At 63.5% G+C, this 14,741-nt stretch carries 10 protein-coding genes; 4 read left to right on the top strand and 6 right to left on the bottom strand.

What is annotated here, in order from left to right; genetic code table 11:
• Window positions 1–40: 40 nt before the first annotated feature.
• Window positions 41–1,498, bottom strand: coding sequence for an aldehyde dehydrogenase family protein (locus KIT10_12885; GenBank protein ID MCW5900155.1), 1,458 nt, complete (start codon window positions 1,496–1,498; stop codon window positions 41–43).
• Between the two features lie 168 nt (window positions 1,499–1,666).
• Here KIT10_12885 and KIT10_12880 point away from each other — a divergent pair, with 168 nt between their 5' ends.
• Window positions 1,667–1,831 carry a hypothetical protein gene (locus KIT10_12880; protein ID MCW5900154.1) on the top strand — a complete coding sequence of 55 codons (165 nt, stop codon included), beginning with the start codon at window positions 1,667–1,669 and terminating at the stop codon, window positions 1,829–1,831.
• 128 nt (window positions 1,832–1,959) lie between these two features.
• On the opposite strand, the gene deoC is transcribed toward KIT10_12880, so the two are convergent.
• Entirely contained in the window at window positions 1,960–2,886 is a 927-nt protein-coding gene (gene deoC / locus KIT10_12875; protein MCW5900153.1) for a deoxyribose-phosphate aldolase, read from the bottom strand.
• Between the two features lie 66 nt (window positions 2,887–2,952).
• Between deoC and cysC the strand changes: the two genes are divergently transcribed.
• The 3 genes from cysC to KIT10_12860 all read left to right on the top strand — a co-directional run bounded on the left by cysC (window position 2,953) and on the right by KIT10_12860 (window position 5,815).
• Window positions 2,953–3,561 (top strand): adenylyl-sulfate kinase, encoded by a 609-nt coding sequence (cysC, locus tag KIT10_12870; GenBank protein ID MCW5900152.1) that lies wholly within the window; start codon window positions 2,953–2,955, stop codon window positions 3,559–3,561.
• An 8-nt stretch (window positions 3,562–3,569) separates the two neighbouring features.
• Entirely contained in the window at window positions 3,570–4,475 is a 906-nt protein-coding gene (cysD, locus tag KIT10_12865) for a sulfate adenylyltransferase subunit CysD (GenBank protein ID MCW5900151.1), read from the top strand.
• Window positions 4,476–4,555: 80 nt separating this feature from the next.
• Window positions 4,556–5,815, top strand: a complete 1,260-nt coding sequence (locus KIT10_12860) for a 50S ribosome-binding GTPase (GenBank protein MCW5900150.1) — start codon at window positions 4,556–4,558, stop codon at window positions 5,813–5,815.
• A gap of 70 nt (window positions 5,816–5,885) precedes the next feature.
• On the opposite strand, the gene KIT10_12855 is transcribed toward KIT10_12860, so the two are convergent.
• Genes KIT10_12855 through sprA form a run of 4 tightly spaced genes read right to left on the bottom strand, consistent with a single transcriptional unit; the run spans window position 5,886 to window position 14,731 of the window.
• Entirely contained in the window at window positions 5,886–6,548 is a 663-nt protein-coding gene (locus KIT10_12855; protein ID MCW5900149.1) for an energy transducer TonB, read from the bottom strand.
• Window positions 6,549–6,599: 51 nt separating this feature from the next.
• Entirely contained in the window at window positions 6,600–6,998 is a 399-nt protein-coding gene (locus KIT10_12850) for a VanZ family protein (protein ID MCW5900148.1), read from the bottom strand.
• Window positions 6,998–7,378, bottom strand: coding sequence for a glycine cleavage system protein GcvH (gene gcvH, locus KIT10_12845; protein MCW5900147.1), 381 nt, complete (start codon window positions 7,376–7,378; stop codon window positions 6,998–7,000). Before gcvH ends, KIT10_12850 begins: the two co-directional genes overlap by 1 nt.
• A gap of 51 nt (window positions 7,379–7,429) precedes the next feature.
• Window positions 7,430–14,731: a cell surface protein SprA gene (gene sprA, locus KIT10_12840; protein MCW5900146.1), complete on the bottom strand. Its 7,302-nt coding sequence runs from the start codon at window positions 14,729–14,731 to the stop codon at window positions 7,430–7,432.
• Window positions 14,732–14,741: the final 10 nt, after the last annotated feature.

The following is a 14,741-nucleotide window of genomic DNA, read 5'->3' as shown; positions in this document are numbered from 1 at the left end:
CCCGACCCCGGCTGCATTTGAGCCGGGGGCACGCCCAAAGTCAATTCAAATTCAAGTACGCCCCCAGTCCATGCAACCCACCTTCCCTTCCATACCCGCTTTCCTTGTAGCCGCCGAAGGGTGAGGTGGGATCGAACTTGTTGTAGGTGTTGGCCCAGATGACGCCCGCGCGCAATTTGCTGGTGAGGTTGAAGATCTTGCTGCCCTTGTCCGTCCATACGCCGGCGCTGAGGCCGTAGGGCGTGTTGTTGGCTTTCTGGATCACCTCGTCCACGGTGCGGAAGGTCTGCACGGCGAGCACGGGGCCGAAGATCTCCTCCTGCGCGATGCGCGCGCTCTGCGCCACGTTGAGGAAGAGCGTGGGGCGGCACCAGAAGCCCTTGTTCGGCAGGTCGCAGGCGGGCTGGTACATCTCCGCGCCATCGGCCTGGCCCACCTTGAGGTATTTGTTGATGGTGCCGAGCTGCTCGCGGCTGTTGATGGCGCCGATGTCGGTGTTCTTGTCGAGTGGATCGCCCACGACGAGCGAGCGCATGCGGTGCTTGAGCTTGCGGATCACTTCGTCGTACACGCCTTCCTCCACGAAGAGGCGGCTGCCGGCGCAGCACACGTGGCCCTGGTTGAAGTAGATGCCGTTGATGATGCCTTCCACGGCCTGGTCGATGGTGGCATCGGCGAAGATGATGTTGGCCGCTTTGCCGCCGAGCTCGAGGGTGAGCTTCTTGCCGCTGCCCGCGGTGGCGCGCTGGATGAGCTTGCCCACGCCGGTGCTGCCGGTGAAGGCGACCTTGTTCACATCCGGATGGTTGACCACCGCCGCGCCCGTGGCGCCCGCACCGGTGACGATGTTGACGACGCCATCGGGGAGCTCGGCTTCCTGCAACAGTTCCGCGAGCTTGAGCGCGGTGAGCGGCGTGGTCTCGGCGGGTTTCAGCACCACGGTGTTGCCGCAAGCGAGCGCGGGGGCGAGCTTCCACGCGGCCATGAGCAGCGGGAAGTTCCAGGGGATGACCTGTCCGGCCACGCCGAGCGGCGATACGGTCTTGCCAGGGAAGGCATAGTGGAGCTTGTCGGCCCAACCGGCGTAGTAGAAGAAATGTGCGGCGGCGAGCGGTACGTCCACGTCGCGACTTTCACGGATGGCCTTGCCGCCGTCCATGCTCTCGATGACGGCGAACTCGCGGGCCTTCTCCTGCAGCAGCCGCGCGATGCGGTAGATGTACTTGGCGCGTTCGCTCGCAGGCATCTTGCTCCACACGGTGTCGTAGGCCTTGCGCGCGGCTTTCACGGCGGCGTCCACATCGGCCTCATTGGCCTCGGCGATGCGCGAGAGGACCTTCTCGTTGGCGGGGTTGATGGTGTCGAAGTACTTCCCGCTCTTGGGCTTCTGCCACTTGCCGTTGATGAAGAGGTCGTACTCGCTCTTCAGGGTGAAGTGGTCCTTGCTTTCGGGGGCTGGGGCGAGGGTCCAGGAGGTGGAACTCTTCTTCGTGGGCATGGTTGCGGAGCTGATGACGATGCGACCAAAGATAGACCCCTGCCGGCTGATGACTGACGGGCTTTCCCCTAAGTCTGGCGCGGTCCGCAGGCCAATGCAAGGGCCTCCGGGTGCGACCCGCCATACTGTGAAAAATCCCCATTGATTCCCGTTTTCCATGCCCCGAACTTGGCGGCGGACAAGCTGACCATGGAAGAAACGATGATGAAAAGCGGGATGAAAGGCCGTGACACCTCTTCCCAGAAGGGGGTGCGCATGGCCACCATGCTGTGGTGGCTGGCCCTGCTGCTTTCTCTTGCCGCCCTCTTCGGCCTGCACAGCATACTGCGCTGAACTATCCGGCGGGGTAATGGTGTACCGGAAATACTATCGTTATAGCCCCGCCTTATCCGGGACCCGGCTTCACCAAGCCGGGTCCTGCTTTTTCAGGGCACCATCAGAAGAGGTACACGGGGTACCCCTCAGTCCAGACTGAAGTAGTCGGCGCTCTGGTAGTGGCCATCGGCCTCCTTCTGCAACTGCATCAGGATGTCGTTGGCCAGGCTGCTGGCACCGAAGCGGAACCAGTGGTTGCTCAGCCATTCGGGGCCGAGTTCCTCCTTCACCATCATCAGGTAGTGCAGCGCCTGCTTGCTGGTGCGGATGCCACCGGCGGGCTTCATGGCGATCATTTCCCCGGTCTTCAGGTAATGGTCGCGAATGGCGTGCAGCATCACGAGCGTCACCTCCATGGTGGCGGCCGGGTTGATCTTGCCGGTGCTGGTCTTGATGAAGTCGGCACCAGCTGCGATCGCGATGTCACTGGCCAGGCGCACCTTATCGTAGGTGCCGAGTTCGCCGGTCTCCAGGATCACTTTCAGGCGCGCCTCGCCGCATGCTTCCTTGATGGCGGCGATCTCGTCGAAGACGAAGTTGTGGTCGCCCGTATGGAACCTCCCCCGGCTGATCACCATGTCGATCTCATCGGCGCCTTCGCTCACGGCGAATCTGGTGTCGGCGATCTTCACGTTGCGTGGGGCCTGGCCGCTGGGGAAGGCCGTTGAAACGCTGGCCACCTTCACGCCACTGCCATCAAGGGCCTTCTTCGCCACTTTGACCAGCGAGGGATACACGCACACCGCGGCCACTGTGGGCAGGCCGGGCAACTGGTCGTGCAGGTGCATGGCCTTGAAGCACATCTGCCGCACCTTGCTGGTGGTGTCGGCACCTTCCAAGGTGGTGAGGTCGATCATGCTCAGGGCCAGCATCATGCCCTGCACTTTCGCCTCCTTCTTGATGCTGCGGGCCTTGATGCGTGCCACGCGCTCCTCGATGCCCACCTGGTCCACAGTGGGGCTCTGGCGCGGGTCGAAGGCTGGGCGGGGTGGGATCCTGGTGGCGGCGGACATGGTCGGTCAAAGATAGGCGGGTGCTTCGCCACCCCCTCGGATCCAGTACCTTCGCGCCGCTTTTCCATGGCGCCTCGGCCAGCCCACATCCACCCCGTATTCGACCGCCTGCTCGCGCGCCGCGACAAGGAGGCCCTGCTCGGCCAGCGCGGGCTGTGCCTCTGGATGACCGGCCTCAGCGGGAGCGGGAAAAGCACCATCGCCGCTGAACTGGAACGCCGCCTGCATGCCGAGGGCATCCACACCATGGTGCTCGACGGTGACAATGTGCGCACCGGCATCAACAACAATCTGGGCTTCAGCGAGGCCGACCGCACGGAGAACATCCGCCGCATCGCCGAAGTGGCCAGGCTCTTCGTGGGCAATGGCACGGTGACCATCTGCTGCTTCGTCTCGCCCACCATCGCCATCCGGGAGCAGGCGAAGGCGATCATCGGTATCGACGACTTCGTGGAGGTCTTCGTCGACACGCCGCTGGAGGAGTGCGAACGCCGCGATGTGAAAGGCCTCTATGCCAAGGCACGCGCCGGAGAGGTGAAGGACTTCACAGGCATCAGTGCGCCCTTCGAGCCACCGCCTGCGGCCGACATCGTTATCCACACCGTGGGGCGCCCCATGGAGGAGAACGCCCAAGACCTGCTGAACGTCATCCTGCCACGGATACACCGGACCTGAGACCGACCATGCATTCCTACCGACTTACCCACCTGAAGGAACTGGAGAGCGAGAGCCTCCACATCCTGCGCGAGGTGGCTGCCCAGTTCGAGAACCCCGCGCTGCTCTTCAGCGGCGGCAAGGACTCCATCGTGTGCTTCCACCTGGCGCGCAAGGCCTTCTTCCCGGCCAAGGTGCCTTTCCCGCTGGTGCATGTGGACACCGGCCACAATTTCGAGGAGACCATCGCCTTCCGAGATGCGCTGGTGGCCGAGCATGGCGCCAAGCTGATCGTGGGCAGCGTACAGGAGAGCATCGACCAAGGCAAGGTGACCGAGGAGACCGGTTGGTATGCCAGCCGCAACAAGCTGCAGACGGTGACCCTGCTGGACACCATCGAGGCGCACAGGATCGACTGCGCCATCGGCGGCGGCCGACGCGACGAGGAAAAGGCCCGCGCCAAGGAACGGGTGTTCAGCCACCGCGATGAATTCGGCCAGTGGGACCCCAAGAACCAGCGGCCCGAACTGTGGAACCTGTACAACGGCCGCAAGCGCCCCGGCGAGCACTTCCGCGCTTTCCCCATCAGCAACTGGACCGAGATGGACGTGTGGCAGTACATTCTGCTGGAGAAGATCCCGATCCCCAGCATCTACTTCAGCCACGAGCGGCCGGTGTTCCTGCGCGACGGGGTGATCTACGCCGATTCGCCCTTCATCAACCGCCGGCCCGAGGAGACCGTCGGCACCATGCGCGTGCGCTTCCGTACCATCGGCGACATGACTTGCACCGGCGCGGTGGACAGTCCGGCGGCATCGCTGGAGGAGATCATCGCGGAGGTGGCGTCGTCGCGGGTGACCGAACGGGGCAGCCGGCAGGATGACAAGCGGAGCGAAGCGGCCATGGAAGACCGGAAGAAGGAAGGGTATTTCTGATGTGGACAGTTGTTGGTTGTCAGTGGTCAGACCCCGGCTCCCACTGACACATGACAACGGACAACAGACAACTTGGAACTATGAAGGACGGATATCTCGATATGGACCTGCTCCGCTTCACCACGGCGGGTAGCGTGGACGACGGCAAAAGCACCTTGATCGGCCGGCTGTTGTATGACAGCAAGGCCATCTTCGACGACCAGTTGGAGGCCGTGGAGAAGGCCAGTGCCAAGCGCGGCAACGGCGACGTGGACCTCTCGCTGCTCACCGACGGCCTCCGTGCCGAACGCGAACAAGGCATCACCATCGATGTGGCCTACCGCTACTTCGCCACGCCCAAGCGCAAATTCATCATCGCCGACACGCCGGGCCACATCCAGTACACGCGCAACATGGTCACCGGCGCCAGCACGGCCAACCTGGCGATCATTTTGGTGGACGCGCGCAGGGGCATCCAGGAGCAGACCAATCGCCACGCCTTCATCGCCTCGCTGCTGGGCATACCACACGTGGTGTTCTGCGTGAACAAGATGGACCTGGTGGGCTACGACGAGCAGGTCTTCACCCGCATCCAGCGCGAGTTGGAGGACTTCAGCAGCAAACTGGACGTGCAGGATATCCGCTACATCCCCCTGAGCGCGCTGAAAGGCGACATGGTGGTGGACCGTGGCGGCAACATGCCCTGGTATCAGGGGCCCACCCTGATGTACCTGTTGGAGAACATCCACATCGCGGGCGACATCAACCACATCGACCGGCGCATGCCCGTGCAGTTCGTGATCCGCCCGCATACCACTGAACACCATGATTACCGGGGATTCGCGGGACGCATGGCCAGTGGCGTGTTCCGCAAGGGTGAACCCGTGCAGGTGTTGCCCAGCGGCTTCACCAGCACCATCAAGAGCATCCACATCGGCGACGAAGGGGTTGAGGAATGCTTCGCGCCACAAAGTGTGGCCATCACCCTGGAGGATGAGATCGACATCAGCCGCGGCGACATGCTCGTGAGCCCCAACAACCAGCCGGAAGTCACCCAGGACATCGACGTGATGCTGTGCTGGTTCAACGAACGGCCGCTCGCCGTGGGCGGCAAGTACGCGCTGAAGCACACCAGCCGCGACGCGCGCTGCATGGTGAAGGAGGTGACCTACAAGATGGACATCAACACCCTGCACAAGGCCGACGACCGGATCATCGGCATGAACGACATCGGCAGGGTGAAGCTTCGCACCACGGTGCCGCTGGCGGTGGACAAGTACAAGCGCAACCGCATCACCGGCAGCCTCATCCTCATCGATGAAGGCACCAATGAGACGGTGGCGGCCGGCATGGTGATCTGAAACGAGCGGATCCCCGGTCAAGGGAAAGGCCCCGTTCCCGGGGCCTTTTCATTGTTCCTTGCGCAGATGTTCAACGCAGCGTGAAGCGGATCGGCAGGTTGTACTGCACCGTCACGGGCTTGCCGCGCTGCTTGCCGGGCTTCCAGGGCGGCATGGCCTTCACCACGCGCACGGCCTCCTCGTCGCAGCCGCCGCCGATGCCGCGCAGCACCTTCACGTCGCGGATCTTGCCGTCCCTGTCCACCACGAAGGTGACGTAGACCACGCCGCTGATGCCGGCGTCGGTGGCCATCTGGGGATACTTGATGTTCTTGCCGAGGTACTTGAAGAGTTCGGCCTCACCGCCGGGAAAGCTGGGCATCTCCTCCACAATGGTGAAGATCTGCTCCTCCTCCACTTCCTCCGCCCGCTGGATGATCTCCACCTTGGTGTCCTCCTTGATCTCCATGTCCTCCACCACGGTCTCCTCGATGTCCTCCTTGTCGTCCACGATCTCCAGGACCGTGGTGGGCGCGGGTGGCGGTGGCGGCGGCGGGGGTGGCGTGGCGCTGGGCGGAATGATCTCCTCCTCCAGGAGATCGAGTTCCAAGCGGCCCAGGTCGCCAAGCTCCTTCTCGAAGGCCGCCCAGTTGAAGGCGACGAGCGTCAGGGCCAGGGCCACCATCAGGCCGATCAACGTGAAGCTGGTCTTGCGGCGCTCCAGGTCCGCTTCGGCGGTCTTGCGGGCTCTCATCGGGTGGTCGGTTTGGTGGACCGTACACGCGAACGGTCCATGGGTTCAAAGTTAGGCCGCAGGAGGCTTGTGGTGGGCACGCCCGGCCGCCGTTGCCCATTTCAACCATGCCGCCGCTGCAAGTATGCCTGCCGCATCGGCGGCCACATCGGCCAGATCGCCCCGGCGGCCCAGGGACATGTGCTCCTGGAACAACTCGGTGAGGCCGGCGTAGAGCAGCGCGAGCAGGATGCCGATGGCGATGGCGTGGCGTGCCATGGCGGATCCGCCACGCACGCGTCTGATGGCGCGCACCACGAGCACGGTCCATACGGCGAAGAGGAAGGCGTGGACGACCTTGTCCAGGTGCCACGCCTGCAACCAGCCCGGCGTGGCCGTTTCCGGCATGGGGGCCAGGGTGAGGAGCAGGATCAGGAGGCCCCAGAGGACCGCTGGCCAGGTCGCGGGCATCAAGCACCCACCAACTCGCGGTACTGGTCGGCCGTGAGCAGGGAGTCGAGGTCGGCTACATCGCGGGGCTTCAGGCGCACCAGCCAGCCCGCGCCATAGGGATCCTTGTTCACCACGGAGGGGTCATCGGCGATGCCGCCGTTCACGGCCTGCACGGTGCCCGCGATGGGCATGAACAGGTCGCTCACCGTCTTCACCGCCTCCACGGTGCCGAACACGGCCTCGGCGTCCAGGTCCTGGCCCTCGGTGCCGATGTCCACGAAGACGATGTCGCCCAGTTCGCCCTGGGCGAAGTCGGTGATGCCCACCACGGCCTCACCGCCCTCCAGGCGGATCCACTCGTGGTCCTTGGTGTAGCGCAGGTCCTGCGGAATGTTCATGGCGTGCGGATGTGGGAATGAGGGCGCCAAGATAGCCGCCTCCGGCGCACGCTATTGCGCCAGGGTGAAGCGCAGGCTGATGCCCGCATTGGTGTTGGCGCTGGGGAAGCTGGTGGAGATCACAGGCGTGTTCACGACGCGTTCGTAGAAGGCCCGCACATTGAGGCGCTCGTTGAACACATAGTCGGCGCTGGTCTTGATCGAAAGGATGTTCTGCCCGGCGGTGACCTGGTTCTGCCGCTCCTCCATCTTGCGTATCACCGTGGCGTTGTCGCGGAGGGTCAGGTCCACACGCAGATTCAAGTCGCTCTTGGGCTTGTTGCCACCGATGGCGAAGGGGAAGGGCACGTTCTTGAAGCGGTAGCCCGTGCCGACCACGTATTCCTTGCCGCGCACCTCCGTCACCTGGTAATTGGTCAGGCTCATGCTCAGGTTGCGGTCGCGGTTGTACTCCACCTTCACCAGCAGGCTGTTGGTGAGCGTGGCGTCGAAACCCATCAGCGGCCGCATCACCTCCTGCACGGTGATGGTCATGATCTGCCGCTCGGGGATGTAGTTGCCCGCCGCGTCCACCTCGAACCCGCCCGGCACATAGAGCAGGTTGGTCATGTAGTTGGCGATGTTGAAGTTGCTGCGGTAGCTGTTCTTCACCGTGAAGGTGCGGAAGCGCTTGGAGAACCAGGGCAGCTTGGTGAGGCCGTCGTAGGTGATGTCCCAATTGGGCGCGGGGATCAAGGAGAATGGATCCAGATCCACCTTGTCCGGATCGCGGCCGGTATAGGCGGCGAGGAAGGCGGGGATCACCACATCCTGGTTGGTGGAACCATACCCGGTGTAGAAGCCGGTCTCCGGATCGAGCGAGCTCAGTTCGTTCGCTTCGCCCAGGCGCTGGCTGATCACGGGACGGAACTCCAGCATGTTCTCGAAGATGCGGTTCACGAAGTTCTCGTTGTCCGAAGTGAATGCGGTGCGCCAGGTGAGCATGCTCACACTGAAGCTGCCCATGTCCTGCGGGCTGTCGTTCACGTAATCGCCCAACTCCTCGTTCCAGCGGAAGAAGGAGCGGCGGTTCTCGGCCTTGGTGCGGTTGGCCAGCAGTTCCACGCGCATGCCCCGGAAGGGCTCCAGGGAGAGGCGCGCGTTGATGTTCTCGCTGCGCGTCTGGGTATAGGGGTTGAAGATGGACGGTGTCTGCACGAGCCAGCCGTTGCGCGCCGCCTCCTGCGCGAAGTCGCGCACGATGTCGCCGCTGAGGTCGTGGTTCTGCTGGCCTGTGATGAAGCCCCAGCCGGGCGCTCCGAAGCCGGGATCCATGCCCATCGCGTTGGTCTTGCGGTCCCAGCCGGGCAGCATCATGCCGGAGTTCTGGCTGTAGGTGATGGTGCCCGTGCGTATGGTCATCAGCACGCGCGCGAGGCCTTCCAGGGGATCGATCTTCAACTTCTCCGGCTCCGTGGGCTGGGTGGGCTGCGCGCCGCCGCCCGGCCGCGCGGAGGGGGCCCGTGCCGGTGCCCGCGATCGGCCCTTGTCGTTGATCTTCTTCAGGTACTTCACCTTGTTGTACAGGTTCACGAAGTTCAACTGGCCGTTCACCGAGATGTTCTGGGAGTTCTGTATGGTGTGGCCCAGACTGTCCTGCGTCAGCGGGGCGCGGTCCCACTGGTAGCCCGCGGTGTAGGCCGTGTTCGCCGTGATCCAGTCCGTGATGGGCAGCTTGTCGAAGGGCAGCGTGTAGGTGACGCCGATGGTGTGGTCGTAGCGCGTCACTTCGCCCCAGTTGCGCAGACTGGTGAGCACGCTGTCCTTCCACACCTCGTACTCGCCGCGGATCTTCGGGTCCACGCGGCCGGGCGGTTCGCCGATCCACGCCATGTTGTTGGCGTTCACGTCCACCTTCAGCGCCTTGGTGAGCTCGTACCGGAATCCGTACTGGCTGGTCCAGTTGAAGTTCTTGTTGTAGGTGGGCAGCTGCGGCAGGCTCTCGATGTCCGGGTTGGGCCTGATGAGCCTTTCCATGTACATGCGGTCCACGCTGGTGCGCAGGCTCACCTGCTTGAAGCCCATGTTCACGTTGAAGTCGCGGATGCCCTTCAGCCACTTGCTCTTCTTGATGAGCGCGATCTCCTTGAAGGGCTCGATGGGCCGTGGCTTCGGATTGTGGATGTACTGGATGGCGCCCTTGTAGATGCGCGTGTTCTCGAAGGCGGTGTTGATGTCGAAATACTCCTGGTCGCTGTATGAATAGGTGAAGTTGAGGTTCTCCACGTCCCAGAAGTGCTCCTTCTTGCCCTGCGCGCGTTCCTTGCGCACGTTGGTGAAGTTGATCGACCGTCTGCGCGTGTAGGTGCGTGATTGCTTCAGCCTTTCCCTGCGCTCCTCGCGGGTGAGGGTGCGCGTGGCGTCGGCCCATTCGATGTCGGGGTTCAGCGGATCGAACTGGGGGTTGCTCACCTGTTCGGCGTAGCCGATGAACATGGGCACGCGGATGTTGCTGGACTCCGGCAGGAACTTGCCCATCTCGAAGTTGGCGGCCACGTCGATGCCGTAGGTGGTCTCGCGGCTGCGCTCGCTCACGCGCTTGTCGATGCTGCCCCAGAAGGGTGTGCTGTAGTTGCCGGCGATGCTCACGTTGCCCAGGTCGGCCAGCTGCGCGTTCACCCGGGCCAGCGCCGCCCAGCCACCACGCTGGTCGAAGTCGGTCAGGCGCAATTCGTTCACCCACACCTCCAGGCATTTCGGCAACCCGTCATCGGCCTTCCACGGATTGCCCTCCTCGCCGTCCTTGGCCGGGTTGCGTATGCCGATCATGATGGTGGTCATGCGGCTCAGGTTGGGATTGCCCTTCACGAACACGCGCCGGTCGCCATCGTTGCCCGCGTAGCGCTGGTTGCGCGCGATGCCCGCCTGGTCGCGTTGGATCTTCAGGTCGTTGAGACGCGCGAACTCGATCACCATGTTGTTCGCCTCGGGCCACACGCTGTAGGGGTCGCGGTTGAAGAACTCCGAGGGCCGCACGGGGATCTCGTACTCGTAGTAGTTCTGCTCGTAGTCGTTGCCCAGGCGGATGAACACGCTCACGTCGCCGAACTCGACCGGCAGGTTGGGGTCGCTGCTTTCGGCGTGGACGAACATGCGCATCTTCTTGTAGCTGCGGATGTCGAAGCTCACGTTGCGGAACACCGCGCGGGCGTCGCCGTCGCGCAGGTTGCACACCTTCAGCTGCAGGCTCTGCTCGTTCAGGTTGCGCAGGTTGGCGCTGGCCACGTCGATCTCCTGGTTGATGTCCGGCGGAAGCACGTAGTTGATCGGCGTGCGGTTGCCGTTCTCCTCGATGTTCACGGCGGCCACCTCGAAGAGCGTGGGGTCGGGGTCGCTGCCGATGACCTCGCCGGGGGTCTCCAGGCTGAAGAGGTACTTGCGCCATTCGCCGCGCACGAATTCCAGGCGGGCGAATCGCAGGGTGGCCTCCTGCTGCCAGCCGTGCATGTACATGCGCATGAAGCGGATGCTGCGGAAATCCTGGATGCCGTTGACCACGCGCGTGGGCTGGCGGATGGGGATCTTGAACTGGTACCAGTAGACCTGCTTGGGGCCTTCGGGCGTGTTGGCCGTGGCCAGGATGCGGTCGGTGATGAAGTTCTGGCCCACCACCATGTCCTGCGGCCGCATGCTGATCTTGTAGTGGAAATAGCTCTCGCTCTCGCTCAGGTTCTGGTCCTGGTTGATGTCCTCGGTGCTGGGCAGCGTGGTCTGCTGGGTGGGGTAGTTCTCCTGGCTGTCCTCGTCGGTCACACTGTTGCCCTCGGGGCCGTTGAATCGCTTGTAACGGTCCAGGATGTTCAGCTGCTCGGTGTCCTGCTGGCTGCCGCGGAAGAAGCGGTAGTCATCGTTGCTGGGGTCGAACTGGATGGCGGCCAGGGCGGTGGGCTCGGTCACCACCTGCGCCACCTGGTCCAGGTAGCCTGAGAAGAAGTTCTGTTCGGTGCGGCCCTCCAGATCGGCCTGCTGGCTGCTGAGACCGTCCAGTCCTACATCCTGGTACTTGTTGGAGTTGTTCTCCACGATGGCGAAGGCGTTGACGATGCTCTGGGTGGTGGGCACCACGCCCCAGTTGGTCACGTCGGTCTCCTGGGCGACGTCGGAGAGGTTCTTGGGCAGGCCGTTCTCGAAGAACTTGCGCCCGTCCTTCAGGATGTCCTCGCTGATGTTGCCCAGGTCGAAGTAGAGGTCTCCACCGGTGCTGTTCACCGAGTTCACGTTGGTCGCGGGCTCGCCCTGGTTGTTGCTGGCGTTGAAGAAGGGGTCCATCATCCAGAACTGGATCACTTCGATGTTGCTCGCTTCGAAGTCCGTGGTGGTGATGCGCCGCATGATGCCCGCCCAGTTGTTCTCCGGGTCGTTGAAGGTGCCGTCGGGGTTCAGGCGGTCCCCATTGGGGTTGCCGTTGGGGTTGAACGGATAGTAGTTGTAGGGGCCGCGTTCGCGCGGGTAGTAGGTGAGGTCCAGCACGGGGATGTTGGCCGGCGTGCCCGCGGCGAGCTGTCGGTTGGGGAAGACCTCCTGCTCCAGCACCTCGCGCATGCGGTGGTCGCTGCGCATGGCGGCGTCGTTGCGGATATGGTCCGGGGTCAGCGGGTTGTTGCGGAAGAAGAGGGGATCGATGACATACCAGCTCAACTGCGCGCGGCGGAAACCCGTGCGCAGGTCGTCGATGAACTCGCCTTCGGGGAAGAGGTCGATGCCCTGCGGGGTGGAGGAATGGAACCACAGGGCCTGCGTGCGCAGATCGATCACGCTCACGCTGCCCTCGAAGTCGTCGATATAACTGGTGCCCGCGTTGCCGATGGCGCGGCTGTGGCCGGGGATCAGGTAGGCCGCCTCGGCGCTGGCCGTCACGTTCGATTCCTGCTTGGTGGCATAGAAGGGCAGTTTGTCCACCAGGTTGGTGAGCCATTGCGACTTGCTCTGCCAGCTCACGTCGGTGCCCACGATGGTGTTGCTGATCGGCTCATCGCCCACGTTCACTTTCTGGGTCAGCGGCCGTTCATAGAGATTCATGATGGTACCACCGATCACCAGGTCGCGGTTCACGCGGTAGTCGAACCGCGCACCGGCGAGGGTCTTGGTCTGTATGCTGAAGAGCGAGTTGCTCTCCAGCGAGATGTTGATCGGCGTACCGCTTTCCAGGATGCCCTGGTTCAGGATGCGCACACGGCCCAGGTTGTAGTCCACCGTGTAGTCCTGGTTCTCGATCAGGCGCACACCACCGGCGGTGACCACCACGCTGCCCTGCGGGATGTTCACCGCGTTGAGGGAGATCACATCGCTGCTGGCGCTGCGGTAGCTGCCGCGCATGCTGAAGCGGTTCAGCTCGGGCAGGAACTGCGCCGCGGTGCGCGTGCTGTCGTAAAGTTGCTGGTAGACGATGGTGCGGCGGATCTGCTCGGGCTGGATGGGGTTGTTCGGGTCGGGGCCGATGAGTTGGCGGTCCAGATAGCTGCCGAAGGGTTCCAGCACGGGGAAGAAGACCCTGCCGTTCTGCGCCTGGATGGTGCCCCCGGTGGTGGCCGCACCATCGATGAAGTCGAACCACCCGTCGGGGTTCGGCGCGTTCTGCGGGTCCAGCCTGTCCAGGCCCAGGGATTGCAGCAGGGGGATCTGGTCCAGCGGCGCACGCGGGATGTAGTTGATGTCCACGCCGGTGACCGGGTTGTTGTACACCAGGTCCAGCCGGAAATTGTCGCGGTTCACCTGGAAGGCGCCCAAGGCATAGACGTTCTTCATCATCAGGTCCCACATCGGCAGGCGGGGATCGGTGATGGTGGCTTTCAGCAGACGCAGCATCAGCGCGTCGGGCGGGCCGATGCCGTCGGTGGAGAATTCGCCCACCTGGAAGGTCTGCCCCTGGATGGTGTACTGGAAGGCCACACCAAGCACCTCGTCGTTGTTCAGCGATTGGTTCAGGGAGATGAAGCCCAGGCGCTCGTTCACCGTGTACTCGTTGGGCAGCAGCAGGCGCGCGCTTTCAAGGCGCTCGAAGTGGCGGGCGTCGCGCAGGCCCAGGGCCTGCAAGGCGCCGGAGGCCTGGAAGAAGCCGCGGATGGCCGGATTGCCGGCGACGAGCGCGTACAGGTTGTTGGCCTCGTTGGCCGCGAAGTCCAGCGGGCTGTCGATCAGCAGGCCGGGCGGCAGGTCGTTGCTCACCTGGCCGGCGGCGATGGCGGCCGGGCTGGCGTCCTCGCCCAGGTCGGTGAAGGCCACGATGTTGCGGTTCTGCTGGAAGTCCTGCCGCGTATTGGTCACCCACACCTCGATGCGCGTGATCTGCACCCCGCTGTTGATCGTGGGAAGGGTGCGCAGCGCGTTCTCGTAGTTCTCGCGGAAGTAGTAGCTGAGGAAGTAGTGCTTGTTGGCCTCGTACTCGTCCGCCTTGATGTTGAAGTGGGTGGTCTGCGCGCCGCCCTCGGTCTGCACATTGCGCCGCTGGCCCTTCTCCTGGCTGAAGATGGCCGTGGCCGTCAGGCGCCCGAAGCGCAACTCGGTCTTCAGGCCGAAGAGGCTCTGGCTGCCTTGTATCAATGTTCCGCGCAAGGGCAGGCTCACGTTGCCCGCCTCGATCTTCTGGATGATCTCGTCCTCGTAGCCGGTGTAGTCCAGCTTCACCTGGTTCTCGAAATCGAAGGTCGCCTGCGTGTTGTAGTTGGTGTTGATCTTCAGCTTCTCGCCGATGCTGCCCACCAGGTTGAGCTGGATGCGCTGGTCGAAGTTGAAGGTGGTGATGCGCCGCTGGTTGATCGGGATGCGCGGGTTCTCGGTCCGGCTGGTGTTCACGCCGAAGATCACCTCGGCGGAACCGCGCGGGCGAATGTCGATGGTGTTGCCGCCGAAGATGCGGTCGAAGGCCTCGCCCCGCACCTTGATCACCGGCACCAGGCTCCGCTGCGCGCTCTCGCTGTCCTGCTCCACGCGGTCCAGCCAGTAGGTCTCCATGGCGCGCTCCATGTCGTAGTTGAGGTACTCCTCCAACGACATGCTCATGGGCGGGCGGAAGTAGAAGTTCTCGCCCACGGTGCTTTGCAGGATGTACTGGCCCGTCTCCGGATCGTAAATGACGTCGTTGTTGATGTTGTCGGGATCCTGCAGATTGATGAGGCCTGGCGCGGGCTGGCCTGGCGCCAGGGGATCGCCGATGGGCCAGGGCAGGTCCACTTCGGGGCTGTCCACCTGCAGCACCAGCCCCAATGAAGGAGCCGCTTCCACCGAGCCTGCCAACAGCAATATGGCCGCCACCAGGGCCCATGGCCCCAGTGCTCCGATCCGCTGGCGGAATGATCCGATGATGCTACGTGACATGACCCCTGCC

This window comes from Flavobacteriales bacterium (assembly GCA_026129465.1).
Lineage (GTDB): Bacteria > Bacteroidota > Bacteroidia > Flavobacteriales_F > PHOS-HE28 > PHOS-HE28.
Note: the sequence above shows the minus strand (reverse complement) of the source record. Positions and strands in the feature narration are given on the sequence as shown.

What these genes read in the sequence shown, in the direction of transcription:
- KIT10_12885 (MCW5900155.1), bottom strand. Translation starts at nt 1,498, where the DNA reads ATGCCCACGAAGAAGAGTTCCACCTCCTGGACCCTCGCCCCAGCCCCC.
- deoC (MCW5900153.1), bottom strand. Translation starts at nt 2,886, where the DNA reads ATGTCCGCCGCCACCAGGATCCCACCCCGCCCAGCCTTCGACCCGCGC.
- cysC (MCW5900152.1), top strand. Translation starts at nt 2,953, where the DNA reads ATGGCGCCTCGGCCAGCCCACATCCACCCCGTATTCGACCGCCTGCTC.
- cysD (MCW5900151.1), top strand. Translation starts at nt 3,570, where the DNA reads ATGCATTCCTACCGACTTACCCACCTGAAGGAACTGGAGAGCGAGAGC.
- KIT10_12860 (MCW5900150.1), top strand. Translation starts at nt 4,556, where the DNA reads ATGAAGGACGGATATCTCGATATGGACCTGCTCCGCTTCACCACGGCG.
- KIT10_12855 (MCW5900149.1), bottom strand. Translation starts at nt 6,548, where the DNA reads ATGAGAGCCCGCAAGACCGCCGAAGCGGACCTGGAGCGCCGCAAGACC.
- KIT10_12850 (MCW5900148.1), bottom strand. Translation starts at nt 6,998, where the DNA reads ATGCCCGCGACCTGGCCAGCGGTCCTCTGGGGCCTCCTGATCCTGCTC.
- gcvH (MCW5900147.1), bottom strand. Translation starts at nt 7,378, where the DNA reads ATGAACATTCCGCAGGACCTGCGCTACACCAAGGACCACGAGTGGATC.
- sprA (MCW5900146.1), bottom strand. Translation starts at nt 14,731, where the DNA reads ATGTCACGTAGCATCATCGGATCATTCCGCCAGCGGATCGGAGCACTG.